The organism is Kribbella italica (genome assembly GCF_014205135.1).
In the GTDB taxonomy this organism is placed as follows: Bacteria; Actinomycetota; Actinomycetes; order Propionibacteriales; family Kribbellaceae; genus Kribbella; species Kribbella italica.
The window spans coordinates 3,921,679-3,941,511 of sequence record NZ_JACHMY010000001.1 but is presented as its reverse complement, the minus strand read 5'-3'; the positions used below and the strand labels follow the sequence as shown (position 1 = coordinate 3,941,511).

The window sequence follows — 19,833 nt, the reverse complement described above, 5'->3', positions numbered from 1 at the left end:
GCAACAACTCGCCGCCGCACCAGCGGCGTACACTTCAGGTACGAGTGAAACCACTCGCGTGCTCCGGGGTCGGTGTAATTCCGAGCCGGCGGTGACAGTCCGCGACCCGGTCGATGCAGTTCGTCGGCCGGTTGACCTGGTGGAATTCCAGGACCGACGGTGAAAGTCCGGATGGGAGGCGCACGCGATCGGTGTGCGCTCCGACGTGCGGAAGTGCGCGGCCGTAGGAGGTCGCGTTCCGGGCGGCGGTTCGCGTGCCGGTTGTCATGGCCCCGGTGGTGCGTCCGTGACAACGAGGGACCGTCCGTGAACAACGCTTCACCGATCGACGTGGCCTGGATGCGGCGTGCGATCGAGCTGGCCGCCCGCGGGATCGGCAGCACCCATCCCAACCCGGTCGTCGGCTGTGTGATCACCGGCCGCGACGGGCATCCCGTCGGCGAGGGGTACCACGAGCAGGCCGGCGGCCCGCACGCCGAGGTGAACGCGCTGCGGATGGCCGGTCCCCGGGCCCGCGGCGGTACGGCGTACGTGACGCTCGAGCCCTGCAACCACACCGGCCGGACCGGGCCGTGTGCCGACGCGCTGATCGAGGCCGGCATCGGCCGCGTCGTGTACGCCGTACCGGATCCGAACGCGCAGGCCGCCGGTGGCGGCGAGAAGCTCCGGACCAAGGACATCCAGGTCGATCAGGGCGTACTCCGGGCCGAGGCCGAGGAGGTCAACCACGTCTGGCTGCACAGCGTCCGGACCGGTCGGCCGTTCGTGACCTGGAAGTTCGCCACCACCCTGGACGGCCGCAGCGCCGCGCCCGACCGGACCAGCCGGTGGATCACCGGCGAGGCCGCCCGCGCGGACGTCCACCGCAAGCGGGCCGAGTGCGACGCGATCGCCGTCGGCACCCAGACCGTCCTGGACGACGACCCCGAGCTGACCGTGCGCGACGAGCACGACCGCCCGGCCGGCCGCCAGCCGCTGCGGGTCGTGGTCGGCGACCGGGACGTCCCGGAGACCGCGCGGGTCCGCAACGACCGCGCCGAGACCCTGCTCCTGCCCACCCACGACCCCAACGAGGTGCTCCGGCAGCTCGACGACCACCAGATCCGCCACCTCTGGCTCGAGGGCGGGCCGACGCTGGCCGCCGCCTTCCTGCGCGCCGGACTGGTCGACCAGATCGTCGCGTACGTCGCTCCGGCGCTGCTCGGATCGGGCTTCTCCGCCGTCGGCGACCTCGGCGCGGAATCTATCGACCACCTGCGGCGCTTCACCCTTGCGGACGTCACTCGCCTCGGCGACGACGTCCGGCTCACCCTGACCCCCCTGGGAGGGAAGTAGATGTTCACCGGAATCGTCGAAGAGCTGGGAACCGTCGAGTCGCTCGACCTGCTGGAAGGCGACGCGGCCCGGCTCACCCTGCGGGGCCCGAAGGTGACCGAGGACGCGCGCCACGGCGACTCGATCTCGGTCAACGGCTGCTGCCTGACCGTGGTCGAGACCGGTGCAGGCACCTTCACCGCCGACGTGATGCGCGAGACGCTCCGCCGGACCAGCCTGGGCGGTGTCGAGAAGGGCTCGACCGTCAACCTGGAGCGGGCCGTCACCGCGCACGCGCGGCTGGGCGGCCACATCGTCCAGGGCCACGTCGACGGTGTCGGCACGATCGCGAGCCGCGAGCCGGCCGAGCACTGGGAGGTCGTCCGAATCGCGGCCGGCCCGGAGATCCTCAAGTACGTCGCGGAGAAGGGCTCGATCGCCGTCGACGGTGTCTCGCTGACCGTCACCGACGTCGACGACGCAACCTCGACCTTCGGGATCAGCCTGATCCCGACCACGCTCGAGCTCACCGTGCTCGGCCGCAACAAGATCGGCGACACCGTCAACCTCGAGGTCGACGTGATCGCGAAGTACGTGGAGCGGTTGCTGACCGCCCCGAAGACTGTTGTCGGAGGCAACGAATGATCGACTGGCTGCTGCACGAGCAGGTCACGATCGCCGGTTCGCCGGTGCTGGTGCGGGAGATCGTCGGCAACGTGTTCGGCCTGGCCAGCGCCCTGTTCGGGATGCGCCGGCTGGTGTCGGCGTGGCCGATCGGCATCGTCGGCAACGTGCTGCTGTTCACGGTCTTCGTCGGCGGGCTGTTCGACACCCCGCAGGACAAGGACCTCTGGGGCCAGGCCGGCCGCCAGGTCTTCTTCGCGCTCGTCAGCCTGTACGGGTGGTACCGCTGGTACCAGACCCGTCACGGCGGCGCCAAGACCGGCGTCCAGCCGCGGTGGGCCACGGCCCGGCAGCGCCTGGAGATGCTGGGCGCGGCCGTCGTGCTCTACGTGATCGGGTACTTCGTCCTGCGTGAGCTCGGCTCGTGGGGTCCGCAGTGGGACGCCTGGATCCTGACCGGGTCCATCCTGGCGACGTACGGGATGGCCCGCGGGTTCGTCGAGTTCTGGCTGGTCTGGATCGCGGTGGACGTCGTCGGCGTCCCGCTGCTGATCCAGGCCAAGTTCTACCCGTCGGCGGCGATGTACGTCGTCTACGGACTGTTCTGCGTGCTCGGGTTCGCGGCGTGGTGGCGGATCAACCAGCGGGAGACCGTAGCGGTCACCCCCGAACCAGTGGTGGTGGGTTAGACGATGGGCGAGGTACTGAAGCTCGACACGATCGAGCACGCGATCGACGAGATCCGCGCCGGCCGCGCGGTGATCGTGGTCGACGACGAGGACCGGGAGAACGAGGGCGACCTGATCTTCGCCGCCTCCAAGGCGACGCCGGAGCTGCTGGCGTTCCTGATCCGGCACAGCTCGGGTGTCGTCTGCGTGCCGATGGAGGGCGCCGAGCTGGACCGGCTGGGCATCCCGCTGATGACCCCGCACAACCGGGAGAAGCTGCGCACGGCGTACACGGTCTCGGTCGACGCCCGCGACCACATCGAGACCGGGATCTCGGCGGCCGACCGGGCCCGGACGATCCGGGTGCTGGCCGACTCCGCGTCGGAGTCGTTCGACCTGGTGCAGCCGGGGCACGTGTTCCCGCTGCGGGCGCGCGACGGCGGCGTCCTGGTGCGCCCGGGGCACACCGAGGCGTCGATCGACCTGGCCCGGATGGCCGGGCTGCGGCCGTCCGCGGTGATCTCCGAGCTGGTGAACGACGACGGGTCGATGAAACGCGGCGCGGAGCTGCGGGCGTTCGCCGACGAGCACGGCCTGGTGCTGGTCTCGATCGCGGACCTGATCGCGTACCGGCGGCGGACCGAGAGCCAGATCGAGCGGGTCGCGACCACCACCCTGCCCACCCGGTACGGCGACTTCGTTGCCCACGGCTACCGGAACACCGTCGACGGGTCGGAGCAGCTGGCGCTGGTCCGCGGCGAGATCGGCGACGGGCCGACGCTGGTCCGGCTGCACTCGGAGTGCCTGACCGGCGACGTGTTCGGCTCGCTGCGCTGCGACTGCGGTCCGCAGCTCGACGAGGCGATGCGGCAGGTCGCGGCCGAAGGCGGCGTCGTGGTCTACCTGCGCGGTCACGAGGGCCGGGGGATCGGCCTGCTGCACAAGCTGCAGGCCTACGAGCTGCAGGACGCGGGCCGGGACACGGTCGACGCGAACCTGGACCTCGGGCTGCCCGCCGACGCCCGCGACTACGGCACCGGCGCGCAGATCCTGGCCGACCTCGGCGTCAAGTCGGCCAAGCTGCTGACCAACAACCCGGACAAGCTGGCCGGCGTCCAGGGCTACGGCATCGAGGTCGTCGAGCGGCTCGGGATCTCGATCGACCCGACCGAGCACAACCTGCGCTACCTGCGCACCAAGCGCGACCGGATGGGCCACCACCTGCCCACCGGCACGGACGAAAAGGGAGTTCAGTAGATGTCGGGAAGTGGAGCACCCACGATCGAGACGCCGCGGGTGGAGGGCGCCCGGGTCGCGGTCGTCGCCGCGCAGTGGCACCCGAAGGTGACCGACGCGCTGGTCGCGGGCGCCGTACGGGCGCTGGACGAGTCGGGCGTCACCGACTACTCGATCATCCGCGTCCCGGGCTCGTTCGAGCTGCCGGTCGCGGCACTGCACGCGGCGAAGGCCGGGTACGACGCGGTGGTGGCGCTGGGCGTCGTCATCCGGGGTGACACGCCGCACTTCGAGTACGTGTGCCAGGCGGCGACGAACGGGTTGATGGAGGTCGGCCTGAGTACCGGCGTACCGGTCGGGTTCGGGCTGCTGACCTGCGACAACGACCCGCAGGCGCTGGATCGGGCCGGGCTGCCGGACTCGCGCGAGGACAAGGGGTACGAGTCGACGCAGGCGGCGCTGGTGACGCTGGCGGCGATCAAGAGCCTGTGATCGTCAGGACCTTTCGAGTACCGGCCACCGATCGAGGGCTGGTACTCGAAAGGTGTGGGAGAGGATTCGGGGAATGACTGGTGCGTGGACGGCGTCGGAGGTGCCGGTGATCGGTGCGCCGATGGCTGGTGGGGCGACCAAGCCGGCACTGGTTGCGGCGGTTGCTTCGGCGGGTGGGCTCGGGTTTCTTGCCGGGGGCTACAAGACGCCGGAGGCGCTGGGTGCGGAGATGGCCGAGCTCGGCGGCGCTGGGGTGCCGTTCGGGGTGAACCTGTTCGTGCCGGGGCCGTCGACGTTGACCGAGGCTGAGTTTCGGCGGTACGCCGAGGAGCTGGCCGACGAAGGTGCGCCGTACGGGCTCGAGCTGGCGGGGGCGCCGATGGTGGTGGACGACGATCACTGGCAGGGGAAGATCGATCTGCTGCTGGCGCATCCGGTGCCGTTCGTGAGCTTCACCTTCGGGCTGCCGGGGGCCGACGTGGTGAGTGCGCTGGCCGCTCCTGGGATGCAGGTGCTAGCGACTGTGACAACTCTGGGGGAAGCGCGGGCTGCGGTCGAGCTCGGCGTACACGGACTGATCGCCCAGGGGACGGAAGCCGGTGGGCACAGTGGGACGCACACGCCGGAGCAGCCGGAGGGCAAGCCTTTGCGTGAGTTGGTCCAGCAAGTGGTCGCGGAGACCTCGTTGCCGGTGATCGCTGCGGGAGGAGTCAGCGAGTCGTCGCAGGTGCGAGAGCTGCTGGCGTCGGGAGCAGCAGCGGTTGCCGTCGGCACCGTTCTGCTGCGGACGGACGAGAGCGGGGCGAGCGCCGTACACAAGGAAGCGATCGCGACCGCCGGCTCTGATGCGACGGTCATCACGCGGGCGTTCACCGGGCGCCCGGCGCGCGGGTTGCGGAACGGGTTCATCGAGCGTCACGAGGCCGGCGCGCCGAACGGCTATCCCGCGATCCACCACCTGACCCGGCCGCTGCGCGCGGCCGCGGCGGCCGCTGGGCAGCCGGATCAGGTCCACCTGTGGGCCGGGACCGGGTACGGCCGAGCGCGGACCGGGCCTGCCGCCGACGTCATCACCGCACTCGCCGCCGACCTGTAGAGGGTCGCTGAAACCTTCTGTCCGCGGCCATCGGTGCGGACACAGTGACGGCAGGCGGCAGACAGACGCCTGACAGGGCGTGATGGTTCGATCAGGCCAACCGCTCCCAGAGCGGTCTCCGGCACCTCTCTGCCGGAGGCCGCTCGCCGCCTGGGCGCGGCCTTCTCGGTGCCCGACAACTTCCGGAGGCTACTCAGCTATGTCCGTACGTCGTCCCTCAACCGGTCGGGTCGTGGCCGCTGCCGCGCTGCTGACGGGAGTTGGTCTGGTCGCCACGTTCACCGCTCCAGCTCTCGCGGCGCAGCAGCCGCCCGCAGCCCCGCCCACCAGTACGGCCATCGCCGGCGGCGCCCACTTCGCAGTCCTCGTTCCGGCCGGTGCCCCGCTGACCGCGGCCGAGGCTGCCATCACGGCGAACGGCGGAACCATCGGCCAGCGCTGGCCGCAGCTGGGTGTCGTGTTCGCCCGATCCACTCGAGCCGACTTCGCCGCAGCGGTCAGGCAGGCTCCCGGCGTCGAGTCAGCAGGCGCCACCCGCGCCCTCAACGACCTCGGCGCGGCAGCCAAGCACGCTCGTCGAGGTCCTCAATTTCAGCGCGTTCCTGCCGTCGGCGGCCTGCCCGCCGGCAAGTCGACCGCAGCCGAGCCCCTCGCGGCGAACCAGTGGAACATGAAACTGATCCAGGCCGATCAGGCCAACGCGGTGAACCCGGGCAGCCGGGACGTGCTGGTCGGCGTACTCGACAGCGGGATCGACGCGTCCCACCCGGATCTGGCGGCGAACATCGACCGGTCCGCGTCCGCCGGCTGTGGCACCGAAGGGGTTCCGGACACCTCCGAGGCCGCCTGGACCGATGACTACGGCCACGGCACGCACGTCGCCGGCATCGTCGCGGCGGCCAGGAACGGCGTCGGGGTGGCCGGCGTCGCGCCGAACGTACGGGTCGCCTCGATCAAGGTCAGCGACGCGGACGGCTACATCTACCCGGAGTACGCGATCTGCGGCTACGTGTGGGCGGCCGAGCACCAGGCAGACATCGCGACCGCCTCGTTCTCGATCGATCCCTGGTACCTGTGGTGTGACGACGACCCGGACCAGAAGGCGGTGTCCATCGCGATCCAGCGGGCCGTCAGCTACGCCGTCGGCAAGTCGGTGGTCCCGGTCGTCTCGCTGGGAAACCAGAACTGGGACCTCGCGCACGACATCACCGACACGCTCAGCCCGAACAACGGAACTCCGGTCACCCGGGCGACCGGCAACTCCTGCAAGATGCTGCCTGTCGAGGCCTCCGGCGCGAACGGTGTCACGTCGGTCGGGGCGTTCAAGGACCGCTACTACGCCTCGAACTACGGCGTCGGTGCGGCTGATCTGGCCGGACCGGGCGGTGACCGGTTGTTCCAGATCCCCCAGACCCCGGATGCCAACGGGCAGGTGCTGTCGACGGTGCCGGGTGGCTACGGCTACCTGCAGGGCACCTCGATGGCTGCCCCGCACATCGCCGGCGTGCTGGCGCTGGTGAAGAGCAAGTACCCGACCGTGTCCGGTCAGCAGCTGTTCACCGCCGCGGTGCGCAAGGCGGACATGCTGCCCTGCCCGGCCGGCGGCGTGCACGACCCAGGCGGCCAAGGCGCCTGGCGCGCGGTCTGCGAGGGCGGGGCGACCGGCGCCGGTTTCTACGGCGGCGGTCTGGTGAACGCGCTGCGCGTCGTCAGCTGACCACGCCCGGTTCGTCGTCCGGACGGCGGCAGGATTCTCCCGAGCGAGACGACTGCTGCTGTCCGGCGGCTACTGGCTCAGGCCGGCGAGAAGGTCCTGCAGCCGGGTGCGTTCGGCGGTGTTCCACTGATCGCTCCCGGTGAGCAGGTCCAGCGATTCGAGAGCCCGCTGCCAGGAGCGGCGGGCGGCGTCGTCCAGTCCGGCTTGATGCTGGGCCTCGCCCAAGTGGGCCAAAGCGTCGATCAGACCACCGGCGTTCTCCAGGCTGCTGTTGAGCGTCGCGGCCGCTTCGAAGTTTTCGATCGCGGCGGTCACGTCACCGCCGGCCTGTTGAGCCGAGGCCAAGGTGTCGAGGGCGTAGGCGCGTCCGCGGTCGTCGCCGGCCTCGCGGTGCAACTCGATCGCGGACGTCGCCATCGCGACGGCTTCGCCGTACTCGCCGAGGGCGAGATAGGTCATCCCGAAACTGTTCCGCAGCCTGGCTTCCTGGACGGTGTCGAGGTCGGCGGTCTTGTCCAGAGCCAGCCGCAACTGCTCGAGCGATTCGTCGTGACGGTCGAGCAGCCGGAGCCCGACCCCGAGGTTGCCCCGGACCATGAGCTCGCCGGCGCGGTGCTCCAGGTGCAGGAAGAGTTCCAGGGCTTTCGCGAGTTGATCACACGCCTCGCCGACGCGGCCGGCCATGCCCAGGGTCGCTCCGTGCTGGTTGTAGGCAAGCGCCAGCATCAGCGGATCGCCGGCCTGCCGCGCCGACTCGACGGCGATCAGCTGGACGACGTCGCTCCCCATCAGGGCGCGGCTGCGTTCCAGGTCGTCCCACAGACAGAACGCAAGATGCGCTGCCAGTTCGTGGCGGCCGCGCGCCGCGGCGTCGACGACCAGCGTGACCAGAGCGCTCCGCTCCTGGTCGAACCACCGGGTGGCCTGCCGGTGGTCCGCGAAGGACAGCGGCTGGATGTCGGACTCGGCCGCGGGAGTCGGCATGATCAGGTCGGACGGTGGACCGATGGCAGTGCGGGCTGCTGCTGCCGTGTGGAGGTACCACCGAGTCAGTCGATCGATGGCCGCTGTCCGCGCGGCGAGCGAGTCCTCGTCGTCGGAGCGCTCCCGGGCATAGGCCCGCAGTACGTCGTGGAGCTGCACCCGGCCGGTCGGGAGTTCATTGATCAGATGCAGATCGGCCAGCCTCCTGATGCATCGGCGAACCTCGCGCACCGACAGCGACGTCAGCGCCGCCGCGGCGGGCAACCCAAGATCGTCGAAGGGCGTCCGACCGATCAGCCGGAAGACGAGGGCGGTGGGAGCGTCCAAGGTCTGGTAGGACCACGACAGTACGGCCCGGAGATCGGTGCCGGCGCTGTCGCCGGTACTGAGCACCTCGAGCCGCTCCGAGCTGTCCTTCAGCTGACTGATCAGCTGCTCGGGTTCGAGCCAGGGAGACCGGTTGAACTGCTCGGCCACCACGGCCAGAGCCAGCGGCAGGTTTCCGCAGAGCCGGACGACTTCGGCCAGGGCGGCGCGATCGAACGAGTGCCGTGGCGCGATGGTCGTCACCAATGTCCGTGCATCGTCGTCGGCGAGCGGCCGGACGGGAATCTGCCGTACGCCGCCCTGAACGGTGAGGCTGCTCAACCGGTCACGGCTGGTCACCACCACGAAGGTCGACGCGCCTGGCAGCAGGGGACGGATCTGGTCGGCGTTCCGGGCGTTGTCCAACACCAGGAGCATCCGCCGCCTGGCGAGCTCGGTCCGCAGCAGCGCGGAACACGCATCGGCGTCCGTGGGGATCTCGGCACTCGGGACGTCGAGCCCGCGCAGCACGACGGCGAGTGCGGCCGGGACCTCCAACGGTTCCAGCGGACCGTAACCGCGAAGGTTGAGATAGAGCTGGCCGTCGGGGAAACGTGCTTTCTGCTGGTGTGCCCAGTGCACGGCCAGACTCGTCTTGCCGACCCCGGCCTCGCCGTGCAGAACCACGACCTCGGGTGGCTGGTCGGCCTCCGCGTCGTCGGGAACCAGGGCGTCCATCGCGGCAAGGATCTCTTCGCGACCGGTGAAATGACGGGCGTCGGCCGGCAACTGCCGGGGAACCTGACGACGGGAGGCGGACGTGGCCGACCGGCGACTCGGGTTCGAGTTCTCGGTGACGGTGTCCAGGTCGTCGTCGGACAGCAACTGCTGATGCAGAACCTGTAGTTCGGCCGCCGGGACGGCGCCCAGCTCGTCGAGCAGAAGAACCCGGAGTCTCTCGTACTGCTCGAGTGCCTCGGCACGGCGTCCGGCGGCGGCGAGTGCGAGAAGCAGCCGGTGCCACAACGACTCACGGAACGGATGTCGCGCGGTCAGGATCCACAGTTCGTCGGAGTCGTAGCGGTCGCGCTCGGCGGCCAGGTCGAAGTCGATCCGCCGTTCCACCGCTCCCAGGTACCGCTCGAGCAGCTTCGGCCGCTCGGCGTCCTGCAGTGGCTGCACGAAGACGTCACCGCTCAGTGGCTCGGCCCACAGCTCGAGCGCCTCGCGCAGGAGCCGGTGTTCCACCGTGCTGTCGGTGACGCGTCCGGCTTCGTCGAGCAGATCCGTGAACCGCAGGGCGTCGACGTCGGCCCGGTCGACACACAGCGTGTAGCCGTTGACATCGCGCGTGATCGCGTCGCTGCCCAGCGACCGGCGGAGCCGGGAGGCGACCGTGTGCACGGAAGCGCGAGGGTTCTGGGGGAGCCGATCGCTCCACAGACTCGCGACGATCGCTTCCATCGACACCGACTGCCCACCGTGGAGAGCGAGCAGGCCCAGCAGCGAACACCTCATCTGTCCGGCAACAGCAAGCCGTCGTCCGTCCCGGGTGACCTCGAAAGGACCCAGAAGCCTGACCCCGATGCGTGACACAGCGCCACAGTAGCCACCGAGAGGGTCGCGGGGCGGACAGGATCGAGACAGTTGCGAGACAGGAACGCCTGCCACGCTGGGCTGACGTGACGGCCCGGAGTGGAAGTTGATGCGATGTCGAACCTGTTCAGACGCCGAAGTACCAAATCCTTGGCGCTTTTCCTTGCGGCGGCCCTGTTGTTGTCGGTGGCAACGACAGGGCAGTCCCAAGCCGGCACGCCCGCCGCTGCGGCTGGGACAGCGACCACAGCATCTGAACAACCCCCAGCGGCGGGGGTCGACGTCCTGGCGGTCAAGGACCGCGCCGCCGTCATCGGGGCCCAGTGGAAGTCGTCCAAAGACCTTGTCTGGACCACGTCCGGCGACGCCGAGGGATTCCATCTCCTGACCGCCCAAGCCAGTACGGGGTACGCCTGGCGCACTGCCGCGACCCTGGCAGAGCCGGGGTTCGACGCCGACGCATGGATCGGCAACGCCTGTCTGACCGGTTCGGGCCGGAGGGCCGTCGTCGTCTACGCCCCTCGGACCTTCACGAACAAGCCTGAGCTGATGGCGCGTGGTGGATTCACCGCGATCGTCGATCTGCTCAGCGGCAGTGTGCGCAAGCTCGACCTGCAGGCGTCGCTGTCCTACTACAACCCTGGCTGTGGTGCGGGGGAGTCCGCAGTCCTCACCCAGAGCGGTGGCGAGGACAAGTCGTCGACCCGCCTGGTCCGGGTGGACACGGTCACGGGAAAGCTCGCGAAGCCGATCGAGCTCGAGGGCCAGGTGACGTCGTCCGTTCCGGTGCAAGGCGGTGCGATCGCCGCGGCGGACGGGAACCAGGTGGTCAGGATCAGCACCGCCGGCGTCCGTACGCCGGTGGTCGCGACCAGGTCGGTGCCGACCAGGTTGACCCCCGATGCCAAGGGTGGCCTGGTGTTCGTCGACCGGTCGGGCCAGTCGGGCGTGGTCAAGCGGATCGACTCCGCGGTCGTGGCCCGCCCACAGGGCAAGATCTCTGCGGTCGTCCTCGGCGAGGGACCGCTGACCAAGCTGGGAATCACTCGTGCGGCCGCGGGGCAGGTCTATCTGACCGGCGAACTCACCCAGGTCGCCGCCAACCTGCCGTCCACCGTGCACCGCCTCGACGGTACGGCGAAGAGCGCGCGGGTGAGCACGACCGGTGCCGCCGTGGTGACGAGATCCGCGTGGCTGGACGGTAAGGACACCCGCGGGTCGGGCGCCGAAGCCAGGCCGGCATCCATCGAGGTGCTGGTCCCGAGTACCGGCCGACGCGCCCCGTTCGTGGTCGAGCCGGGAGCAGTGGTGAGCCCGCACGCGGCGCAGGGAACCTCGCGGTCTCCCAAGCTGGCCAGGGTTTCCGGCGCGAAGGTCGGGGCAGCCGGTTCGCCGACCAACCCGGTCGAGGACGAGCGGGTGTGCGCGGTCCCGCGCAACGATCCGAAGAACCAGGCGATGCAGCCCAAGCCGCGACAGGTCGAGTGGGCCGTCGACCAGGCCGTCATGGGCACGCTCGATCAGCACATCTCCCGGCCGTACAACTGGAAGAACCTGAAGATGCCGGCCTACCGGCCGCAGACCCTGTTCCCCCGTCCCGCGTTGCTGGGTGGTGGCACCGTTCCGGCGCAGGTGATGCTCGGGGTGGCCGCGCAGGAGTCCAACCTCTGGCAGGCCTCCAAGCACGCGCTGCCGGGGGTGACCTCCAACCCGCTGATCGGGAACTTCTACGGGCTGGACTACTACGACGGCGACCCGGCCAACGACTGGGACGTCAACTGGGCCGACGCCGACTGTGGCTACGGCATCACCCAGGTCACCGACCACATGCGTCTGGCCGGCAAGGAGAACGGCAAGCCCGCCGCCTGGCCGTACGAGACTCAGCGGGCGGTGGCGCTCGACTACACCGCGAACATCGCCGCCGGCCTGCAGATCCTGATCGACAAGTGGAACCAGACCCTCGGTGCGGGCCTGGTGATCAACAACGGCAAGCCGCAGAGTCTGGAGAACTGGTTCTTCGCCCTGTGGGCCTACAACTCCGGCTTCTACCCGGACCAGCACAACGGCAGCCCCTGGGGTGTCGGCTGGGCGAACAACCCGGCCAACCCGGAGTGGGACGCCGGCCGGTTCCCGTTCATGGACGAGTACTCCGACGCCGCGCACCCGCAGGACTGGCCGTACCAGGAGAAGGTGCTCGGCTTCGCCGGGCACCCGATCGAGATGCCGGAGTCTCCCGGTGTGGTGGTGCGCGGGTTCAACCCGGCGTGGTGGACCAACGACACCAACAAGTTCAGGGTCAAGCCGGCCGAGAACACGTTCTGTGGCCCGGTGAACTCCTGTGATCCCAGCAAGATCGGTGACGGTGCCGCCAACGAGATCGGGGCGGGTCCCTGCACGCGGTCGGACTACAAGTGCTGGTGGCACGAGCCGGTGACCTGGAAGCAGTGCCCGGCGGAGTGTGGTTACGAGAGCGTCCGGTTCGACGCGTCGTACCCCGAACAGGCCGACGGTCTGTCGTACCCGCCGAACTGCTCGTTGCAACCGTCCAGCGACCTGTACTCGAAGGGGAACGGCGCACCGCCGGGGGCGCTGATCATCGACGACCAGCCCGACGGTACGTCGCCGGTCCGGACCGGGTGCGGCCGGCCGTGGACCAACGCGGGCACCTTCTCCCTCACCTTCACCGACGCCGGCGGGACCTATCCCGGCAAGATCGACACCCATCAGATCGGTGGCGGGTTCGGTGGCCACTTCTACTTCAGCCACACCCGCAAGAACGACCCCGAGGGGGCCAGGCTGAAGACGACCGGTATCTGGGCCCTCGGCACGGCCCGGAACGAGTGGTCCCGGATCGCGGTGCACCTGCCGGACCACGGCGCCCACACCCAGCAGGCGAAGTACGAGATCGACACCGGCTCGGGTTCGTTCACCAAGACCCGGTACCTGAGCCAGAAGCGGATGGCGAACAACTGGGTCTCGCTCGGCGTGTACCGGCTGACCGGTACGCCGCGGATCCGGCTGAGCACGATCACCGACGACGGGACCGGCAACGAGGACGTCGCCTGGGACGCGGTCGCCTTCCAGCCGTTGCCGGCCAAACCGAAGCACCTGGTCGTGGCACTCGGGGACTCCTACACCTCCGGTGAGGGCGCGGGCGACTACTACGGCGAGACCAACGCGGACCACGGCTCCAGCCGGTGGAACGGTTGCCGCCGCAGTGTCAACGCCTGGCCGCGCAAGGTGGTGCTGCCTGGCCAGACCCAGTCGCTGGGATGGCAGGCGGACCACTGGGACCAGAACGCCGAGCTCGGCTTCGTGGCCTGTTCCGGCGCCAAGACCGCGAACGTCGCCGACCGCCCGTACAGCGACGGCCGGAACAGCTACGGGATGGGGCAGTGGGGCGAGCAGCACCAGACACGGTCCGGCGCGCTGGACGAGAACACCACGTTGGTGATGCTCACGCTGGGCGGCAACGACGGCGACGGGTTCAGCAACGCTCTCGAAGAGTGCGGCACGCCGTTCAAGGACTGCAGTGTCGATCCGACGTTCATGACCAGGTACGCCGCCAAGATCGACCAGATGGCCGTCAATCTCAAGGCGACCCTGAAAGACGTGCGGAACAAGGCACCGAACGCCCAGGTCGTCCTTCTCGGCTACCCCGAAATGCTCAGCACGCAGCAGGCGTGTGCCGGCGCCTACACGATCGATCCGGTCGAAGCGCAAGTGCTTGCCCAGCTGTCCAGGCTCGCCAACTCGCGTCAGCTGTCGCTGACTCTGCAGCTGTCCACCGAGGGGATGAAGATCGCCTACAACAGCCCGGTGGACAAGTTCCTCGGGCATGCGGGATGCGACAGCGATGCCTGGATCAACACACTGCGCATCGGCCCGTACGGCGACGGCGACTTCCACGCCGGCGACCCGGCCAGTGTGCTGTGCACGTGGGAGATCCTCGGCGGTGCCTGCCTGAGCATGGAGTCCTTCCATCCCAACGGCAGCGGAACCACCGCGTACGCCGACGTGATGATGACCCGCCTGCGCGAACTCGGCTACAGCGGCCGGTGAGCTGGGACCGGTCGTCGCACCAAGCCATTCACACACTCCCGGCCGTTCACCTCACGGCCGGGCTCCATCACTCGGGACCCCTTCGACGAAAGGCTCCATCCATGCTCACGAAAGTATTCCTGCGGCGGCTGCTGGTCGCGGGGGCGCTGGCCGGCGCGCTGACGGCCAGTACGTTGACGGCAGGTGCGGCGGTGATCCCGGCCGGCGAGTCCGCAGCGGATGCCTCGGCGGCTGCTGCCGGGCTGGTGAAGGTGGCCGGCGACACCCAGCTGCCGCCCAAGCCGCCTGCCCCCAAGACCAAGGGCGGCGCGTCGATCGCCGGCGGCTGGTACGGCCCGTACCAGCTGCAGGTCTTCTACGGCGGCAACTGCCTCGACATGATGGGCAGCAGGGCCAGTGGAGCGATCGCCAAGCTGAACACCTGCCAGAGTGGCCGGAACACCCAGAAGTGGTGGGTCTGGCAGACCGAGGGCGACGGCTCGGTGTCGTACCGGTACCTCCAGAACGCGGACAGCGGGATGTGCCTCGAGGTGCGGAACACGGTGAACAACGGCGCCGCGTACCAGGGCCCATGCAACTGGAACTCCACCGAGATCTGGATCAAGTCGGGTGGCGCGAACAGCGGGTACTGGAACTACCGCAACCAGTACTCCTACCGATGCGTCGTGACGTACGGCTTCTCGCCGTACAAGGGCGCCGACGCCGTCCAGTGGGACTGCGCGAACGCGGCCAACCAGCTCTGGGCCGAACGCCAGTACTGATCACTGGTCCGGAAGGCTGGTCCCCACCCTGGACAGGAGGGTGGGGACCAGCTCCTCTACGTGGTCCGCGTGTGGGTCATCTTCCAGTTCGGGACCCAGGTCTTGCCGTTGTCGGTGGAGAAGAACTGTTCCCAGCGGGCCTGCTCGGTGCCGGGGGTCCACCGGAAGCGGACGTCGATGGGGTGGTCCTCCCAGACGTCGGGGCCTTCGAAGATGCCGACGTCGTTGCTGAAGGCACCGATGACCGGGGTCTCGAGTTGGCCGCGTTGGCTGTTGATCCAGTGGATCGACCAGGTGCCGGACGTGGGGTTGTAGACGCGGAAGGTCGCGCCCTGGAAGTCGAGGGCGGGGAACCAGCCCTCGTCGAAGCTGATCGCGCCGTCGAAGTAGGTCCAGGCCCGCATCGTCGACTCGACGTCGTACCACTCCGCCGGCTCGCCGAGGGCGGGGCGGCGGCGTTCGTTGCGCAGGTCCCAGCTGCCGACCAGGAAGTCGAAGTCGCCGGTCACCTTCGGGATGCCGAGCGGCGGCGGGGCGGTCTCGCGGCGGGTGAAGTCCATCGTCCAGTTGACCTCCCACGTCTCGCCACCGTCGGCCGAGAACGACTGCTCCCAGTGCGCGGTCGTGTCGGTGACGTCCGACCAGCTGTAGCTCGCGAGGATCGGGCGGCCGTCGTACGTGTCCTCGCCGACCAGCCAGCACGCGCCGTTCTCCCACTTGCCACGCACCGGCGGGAACACCTCGTACGACGTGCTGTTCACCCAGTAGATCGACCACTCCTCGCTTACCGGGTCGAACAGCCGCAGCGACAGCCCGTACGACCCCTTGGTCGGGAACTGCATCTCGTCGAGACTGATCGCGCCGTCGAAATGCGTCCGCGCGCTGCAGGTGCCGGCGTACTCGTCCCACTCGTCGCTCCCGGTCAGCGGCTTGAGCAGCTGCCGGTGCACCACGTCGAAGTGCCCGTTGAGAAAGTCGAAATCACTGGTCGCTTTGGTCATGCCCCGACCCTGCCAGCAAAACCTGACAGCTCATGGCAGTGTTTGCTCGGCCGCCAGGAATTCGCGACGCCGGTGGAGGCGACGAGGTGCCTGCCAGCGCTCCAGCAGGCCCGCGGCCCACGCCAGGGCGGCGAGGATGAACCACCAGTTGCCGAGTGCGATGTTGACCAGGGCGATCAGCAGGTTGAGGCCGAGCACCAGCACCAAGCCCGTCCGAGCCCGTCGGAGGTTGCGGATCCGGAGGTCGAGGAGCTCGATGGCGGCGGCGCGGACCTCCGGGTCGGTGGGGACCTGGCCGTCCCGCGCTGCGGCGCGGGCGAGGGTCCAGCCGGGCTCGGGGAGTCGGTCCAGGAGTGGGCGGAGGTCGCGGCGGTGCCGGTGGGATCCGACGGCGATCACGAGGCCGAACAGCAGTCCGACGGCGGCGCCGAAGACGACCGCGAAGGTGACGGTGTCACCGGACAGGACGATCAGGAGGGCGATCAGAGCGCCGACCGGCAGTCCGGCCAGTAGGACGAGTGCCCACACCGGTGCTGTCAGGTACGCGCGCATCGGGCAAGGCTGGCACAGCGCGGGGGTCGGACGAGGTGGGGCGGGTGGAAAGCTGACAAGGCGTGGCAGCGTTTTCGGCGTACGCTGGCGGCATGCGTTCGAGTCGGTTGCTGTCGATTCTGCTGTTGCTGCAGACGCGGCGGCAGTTGACGGCGCGGGAGTTGGCCGACGAGCTGGAGGTCTCGTTGCGGACGATCTACCGGGACGTCGAGGCGCTCGCCGCGGCGGGGGTTCCGGTGTACGCCGATCAAGGGCGCGCGGGCGGGTACCGGCTGGTCGACGGGTACCGGACCAGGCTGACCGGACTGACCGAGCAGGAAGCGGCGGCGCTGTTCCTCGTGGGGATGCCGGGGCCGGCGGCGGCGTTGGGGTTGACGGCGGAGACCTCGGCGGCGGAGCTGAAGTTGCTGGCGGCGTTGGCACCGGACCAGCGGGATCGCGCGGGGCGGTTGAAGAACCGGTTCTATCTGGACATGCCGGCCTGGTACTCCGACGCCGAGGACTCGCCGCACCTCGCGCCGGTGGCGGAGGCGGTGCTGCACGACCGGCGGATCAAGGTGCTGTACCGCCGGTGGGAGGCGCCGCGCGAGGTGGAGCGGCTGCTCGATCCGTACGGGCTGGTGCTGAAGAACGGCAGCTGGTACGTCGTCGCGGCCGCCTCCACCGCGGTGAGGACCTACCGCGTCTCCAACATCCTCGAGCTGACGATCACCGACGAGGAGTTCAGCCGGCCGCGCGGGTTCGACCTGGCGACGGTGTGGCGCGAGCACCTGGAGGAGTTCGACCAGCGGCGGTTCACCGGTACGGCGGTGGTGCGCGCGTCCGCGGGCCTCGTCCGACGGCTGAAGGACGTGTCGTTTCCCGTGCTGGTGAAGGCGATCGAGGGCGTCGAGCCGGACGACGACGGCACGGTGACGGTGACGGTGCCGATCGAGTCCGTCGGGAACGCCGCGTCGCAGTTCATCCGGTACGGCGACGAGCTGGAGGTGCTCGCGCCGGAGGAGGTACGGGCCGAGATCAGGCGGTTGGCTTCGACGGTTGCCGCGCTCTATCCCGCGCCGCGGTGATGAGCTCGTGCGGTACGGCGTACTGGGTGCGCCCTTGGAAGCCGGTCGTCGTACGGGCCGCGGTGAGGGAGTTGAGCAGGGCCTCCTCGACGGCCTCGAGCGTGGCCTGGAAGACCGGGCGGAGATCCTGGTCGGGCATCGGCGGCCGGTACGCCGTGGCGAACGCGATCGCGTAGTCGCCGCTGCCGGGCGCGTAGTCCGAGCCGATCCGGCCGAGCGCGAAGATCGCGCGGCGGGCGATCCGGCCGAGCTGCCGCGCGTCGAGCGGGAGGTCGGTGGCGAGCACGATCATGCAGGAGTTGCCGTCGGGCTCGATCCGTTGCGGCGCGGGGATCTGGGTGCCGAGGACCTGGAGGGTGCCGGAGAAGTTGGACTGCACGAGGACGCCGATCGTGCCGGCGGGCTGACCGTCCGCCAGCTCGCCGGCGGCCGCTGACGGATCCTCGCCGAGCAGGACCCGCCGGGACGCCGTACCGATGCCGGCCTTGAAGCCGAGCGCGCAGGTCCCGGTGCCTGCTCCGACGCAGCCTTCTTCGGGGCGGTCGGTGGAGGCACTCGTGAGGGCGTCGAGCACGTGCTGCTCGGTGATCGGGCGGCGGCGGATGTCGGAGAGGTAGCCGTCGTTGGTCTCGCCGACCACCGGGTTGAGGCTGGTTGCTCGGGGGTCGCGGTCGAGCAGGTAGGTGAGCAGGGCGTCGGCGGCGCGGAAGACCGAGAGGGTGCCGGTGAGCAGGATCGGGGTCTCCAGCCGGCCGAGCTCGTCGACCTGGGTGGAGCCGACGAGCTTGCCGTATCCGTTGCCCACAGCAACAGCTGCGGGGAGCCCGCTCGTGACGCCGGTGGGGACGATCGCGGTGACGCCGGTCTGGAGGTCGCCGTCGGCGATGGTCGTCTGGCCGACGGATACCCCTGGTACGTCGGTGATCGCGTTCAGCTCACCCGTCGGAAGGGTGCCGATGACGACACCCAGGTCACGCGCTCTCGTCTGCATGCCCACTATCGTCGGGCAGATGAAGCTGGAACAGGTGGTCGGGCGGGTGTGGGTCTATCCACACGATCCGGACCCGGAGGCCATCGGGGCTTCGGTGGGGATTGTTGCGGACGAGCGCGGCAGTGTGTTGATCGACGCCGGCAACAGTCCGGCGCATGCTCGGGAGGTTCAGCGGGCGATTGTGGCGGAAGGGCTGCCGGAGGTGCGGTGGCTGGTGTACACGCATCATCACTGGGATCACACCTGGGGTGCCGCGGCGTGGGGTGACGTCGAGGTGGTGGCTCATACCTCGGCGACCGCGCTTCTGGCGGAGGAGGCCGCGCGGCCTTGGAGTCATCAGTACTTGCGGGACCAGGTCTTGGAGAACCCGAAGCTCGGGCCCAGTTTCCGGGCGCGGGCGCTCGCCGTACCGGACTTCTCGGAGCTGCGGATCGTGGTGCCGGACACAACCTTCGACGACACCCTGACGTTGCCGACCGGAGTGCAGTTGCGGTACGTCGGGGGCCGGCACGCGGTGGACTCGATCGTTGCCGTCGACCCCGAGTCGGACGTGATGCTGGTGGGGGACTGTTACTACCCGCCGCCGTTTCACCTGCGGACCGAGGAGGACACGACCGACTTCGCGATGGCCCGCAAGCTGCTGCGCGAGGGACACACGTACTACGTGGACTCGCACTCGGAGCCGCGGAAGATGCGCTGAGCTCCGGTCAGCCGGCGGCAACGCCGAGCGGCCGGCCCGAGACCTCGGCCAGCGCCGTCGCGACCGTACGCGCGTTGGCCTCGAACTCCTCGTCGGGCACCGGCGGCAGGATGTCGCCCCACACCGACAGCAGCGGTCCGCGCAGCTGCATCATGCCGACCGGGCGCGCGAGGAACCAGATGTGGAAGTGGTCGTTCCCGTCGCCGAAGCGACTGAAGTGCGTGCGACCGACGCCGTCGATCCGGCGGATCGCCCCGGCCACGCGCTGGATCATCGGGCCGAGCTCCGTCAGCAGTTCAGGCGGCAGGGTGTCCAGCCGGTAGTGCTCGCGCGGCACGAGCAGGGCGACGATCGGCAGCCCGGTCGGTTCGAGTCCGGCCTTGAGCACCCAGCGCTCGTCGCCCCAGATCGCCAACGACTCAGGGCCCGTGCAGGTCGGGCACGGCTGACCGCCCTCCTCGCCGGCGCGCGGCGGTTCCGGCAGCACGGGCTCGGCGAGCGGGACGACCTGGACGTCGCCGTCGAAGGCGAAGAACGGACCGCCGAGCAGCGGTTCGGGCGACACGCGTTCGCCGTACGGGAGTCGCTGGTGGTAGGCGGCCGGGCGCAGGTTCATGCCCGAACTCTGCCTGCTGCCGGGCCCGGACGTCACGGGTATTACCGTTT

General features: G+C 69.6%; 16 protein-coding genes and 1 riboswitch. Of the genes, 11 read left to right on the top strand and 5 right to left on the bottom strand.

All coding sequences use genetic code 11. From position 1 onward, the window contains the following. Positions 1-55: 55 nt before the first annotated feature. A riboswitch (FMN riboswitch) is annotated at positions 56-187 on the top strand. A gap of 119 nt (positions 188-306) precedes the next feature. From ribD to HDA39_RS18190, 7 genes are all read left to right on the top strand, one after another. Continuing rightward, positions 307-1,335, top strand: a complete 1,029-nt coding sequence (gene ribD, locus HDA39_RS18220; RefSeq protein WP_184796549.1) for a bifunctional diaminohydroxyphosphoribosylaminopyrimidine deaminase/5-amino-6-(5-phosphoribosylamino)uracil reductase RibD — start codon at positions 307-309, stop codon at positions 1,333-1,335. Continuing rightward, positions 1,336-1,959 (top strand): riboflavin synthase, encoded by a 624-nt coding sequence (locus HDA39_RS18215; RefSeq protein ID WP_184796547.1) that lies wholly within the window; start codon positions 1,336-1,338, stop codon positions 1,957-1,959. After that, a complete protein-coding gene (pnuC, locus tag HDA39_RS18210) occupies positions 1,956-2,627 on the top strand; it encodes a nicotinamide riboside transporter PnuC (RefSeq protein ID WP_184796545.1) in 672 nt (223 codons plus the stop codon). Before HDA39_RS18215 ends, pnuC begins: the two co-directional genes overlap by 4 nt. Before the next feature lie 3 nt (positions 2,628-2,630). After that, positions 2,631-3,863, top strand: a complete 1,233-nt coding sequence (locus HDA39_RS18205) for a bifunctional 3,4-dihydroxy-2-butanone-4-phosphate synthase/GTP cyclohydrolase II (protein ID WP_184796543.1) — start codon at positions 2,631-2,633, stop codon at positions 3,861-3,863. Next, complete coding sequence (gene ribH, locus HDA39_RS18200; RefSeq protein WP_184796541.1) at positions 3,864-4,334, top strand: 6,7-dimethyl-8-ribityllumazine synthase; 471 nt, start codon at positions 3,864-3,866, stop codon at positions 4,332-4,334. A 73-nt stretch (positions 4,335-4,407) separates the two neighbouring features. Next, positions 4,408-5,430 carry a nitronate monooxygenase gene (locus tag HDA39_RS18195; RefSeq protein ID WP_184796538.1) on the top strand — a complete coding sequence of 341 codons (1,023 nt, stop codon included), beginning with the start codon at positions 4,408-4,410 and terminating at the stop codon, positions 5,428-5,430. Between the two features lie 199 nt (positions 5,431-5,629). After that, entirely contained in the window at positions 5,630-7,147 is a 1,518-nt protein-coding gene (locus HDA39_RS18190) for a S8 family peptidase (RefSeq protein ID WP_184796536.1), read from the top strand. A gap of 69 nt (positions 7,148-7,216) precedes the next feature. Here HDA39_RS18190 and HDA39_RS18185 read toward each other — a convergent pair whose 3' ends face one another. Then, a complete protein-coding gene (locus tag HDA39_RS18185) occupies positions 7,217-10,033 on the bottom strand; it encodes a BTAD domain-containing putative transcriptional regulator (RefSeq protein WP_184796534.1) in 2,817 nt (938 codons plus the stop codon). 186 nt (positions 10,034-10,219) lie between these two features. Between HDA39_RS18185 and HDA39_RS43745 the strand changes: the two genes are divergently transcribed. After that, positions 10,220-14,095 (top strand): GDSL-type esterase/lipase family protein, encoded by a 3,876-nt coding sequence (locus HDA39_RS43745; protein ID WP_184796532.1) that lies wholly within the window; start codon positions 10,220-10,222, stop codon positions 14,093-14,095. 101 nt (positions 14,096-14,196) lie between these two features. Then, positions 14,197-14,856: an RICIN domain-containing protein gene (locus HDA39_RS18175; RefSeq protein ID WP_184796530.1), complete on the top strand. Its 660-nt coding sequence runs from the start codon at positions 14,197-14,199 to the stop codon at positions 14,854-14,856. A gap of 56 nt (positions 14,857-14,912) precedes the next feature. On the opposite strand, the gene HDA39_RS18170 is transcribed toward HDA39_RS18175, so the two are convergent. After that, the gene (locus tag HDA39_RS18170) at positions 14,913-15,857 is read right to left on the bottom strand and encodes a hypothetical protein (RefSeq protein WP_184796528.1); all 945 of its coding nucleotides are present in this window, start codon (positions 15,855-15,857) and stop codon (positions 14,913-14,915) included. 30 nt (positions 15,858-15,887) lie between these two features. Next, entirely contained in the window at positions 15,888-16,409 is a 522-nt protein-coding gene (locus HDA39_RS18165) for a hypothetical protein (RefSeq protein WP_184796525.1), read from the bottom strand. 92 nt (positions 16,410-16,501) lie between these two features. Here HDA39_RS18165 and HDA39_RS18160 point away from each other — a divergent pair, with 92 nt between their 5' ends. After that, positions 16,502-17,476, top strand: coding sequence for a helix-turn-helix transcriptional regulator (locus tag HDA39_RS18160; protein WP_184796523.1), 975 nt, complete (start codon positions 16,502-16,504; stop codon positions 17,474-17,476). On the opposite strand, the gene HDA39_RS18155 is transcribed toward HDA39_RS18160, so the two are convergent. Continuing rightward, complete coding sequence (locus HDA39_RS18155; protein WP_184796521.1) at positions 17,427-18,467, bottom strand: P1 family peptidase; 1,041 nt, start codon at positions 18,465-18,467, stop codon at positions 17,427-17,429. The genes HDA39_RS18160 and HDA39_RS18155 overlap by 50 nt on opposite strands. 19 nt (positions 18,468-18,486) lie before the next feature. Here HDA39_RS18155 and HDA39_RS18150 point away from each other — a divergent pair, with 19 nt between their 5' ends. Then, positions 18,487-19,167, top strand: a complete 681-nt coding sequence (locus tag HDA39_RS18150; protein WP_238356085.1) for an MBL fold metallo-hydrolase — start codon at positions 18,487-18,489, stop codon at positions 19,165-19,167. A 7-nt stretch (positions 19,168-19,174) separates the two neighbouring features. On the opposite strand, the gene HDA39_RS18145 is transcribed toward HDA39_RS18150, so the two are convergent. Continuing rightward, positions 19,175-19,783 carry an HIT family protein gene (locus tag HDA39_RS18145; RefSeq protein ID WP_184796517.1) on the bottom strand — a complete coding sequence of 203 codons (609 nt, stop codon included), beginning with the start codon at positions 19,781-19,783 and terminating at the stop codon, positions 19,175-19,177. Positions 19,784-19,833: the final 50 nt, after the last annotated feature.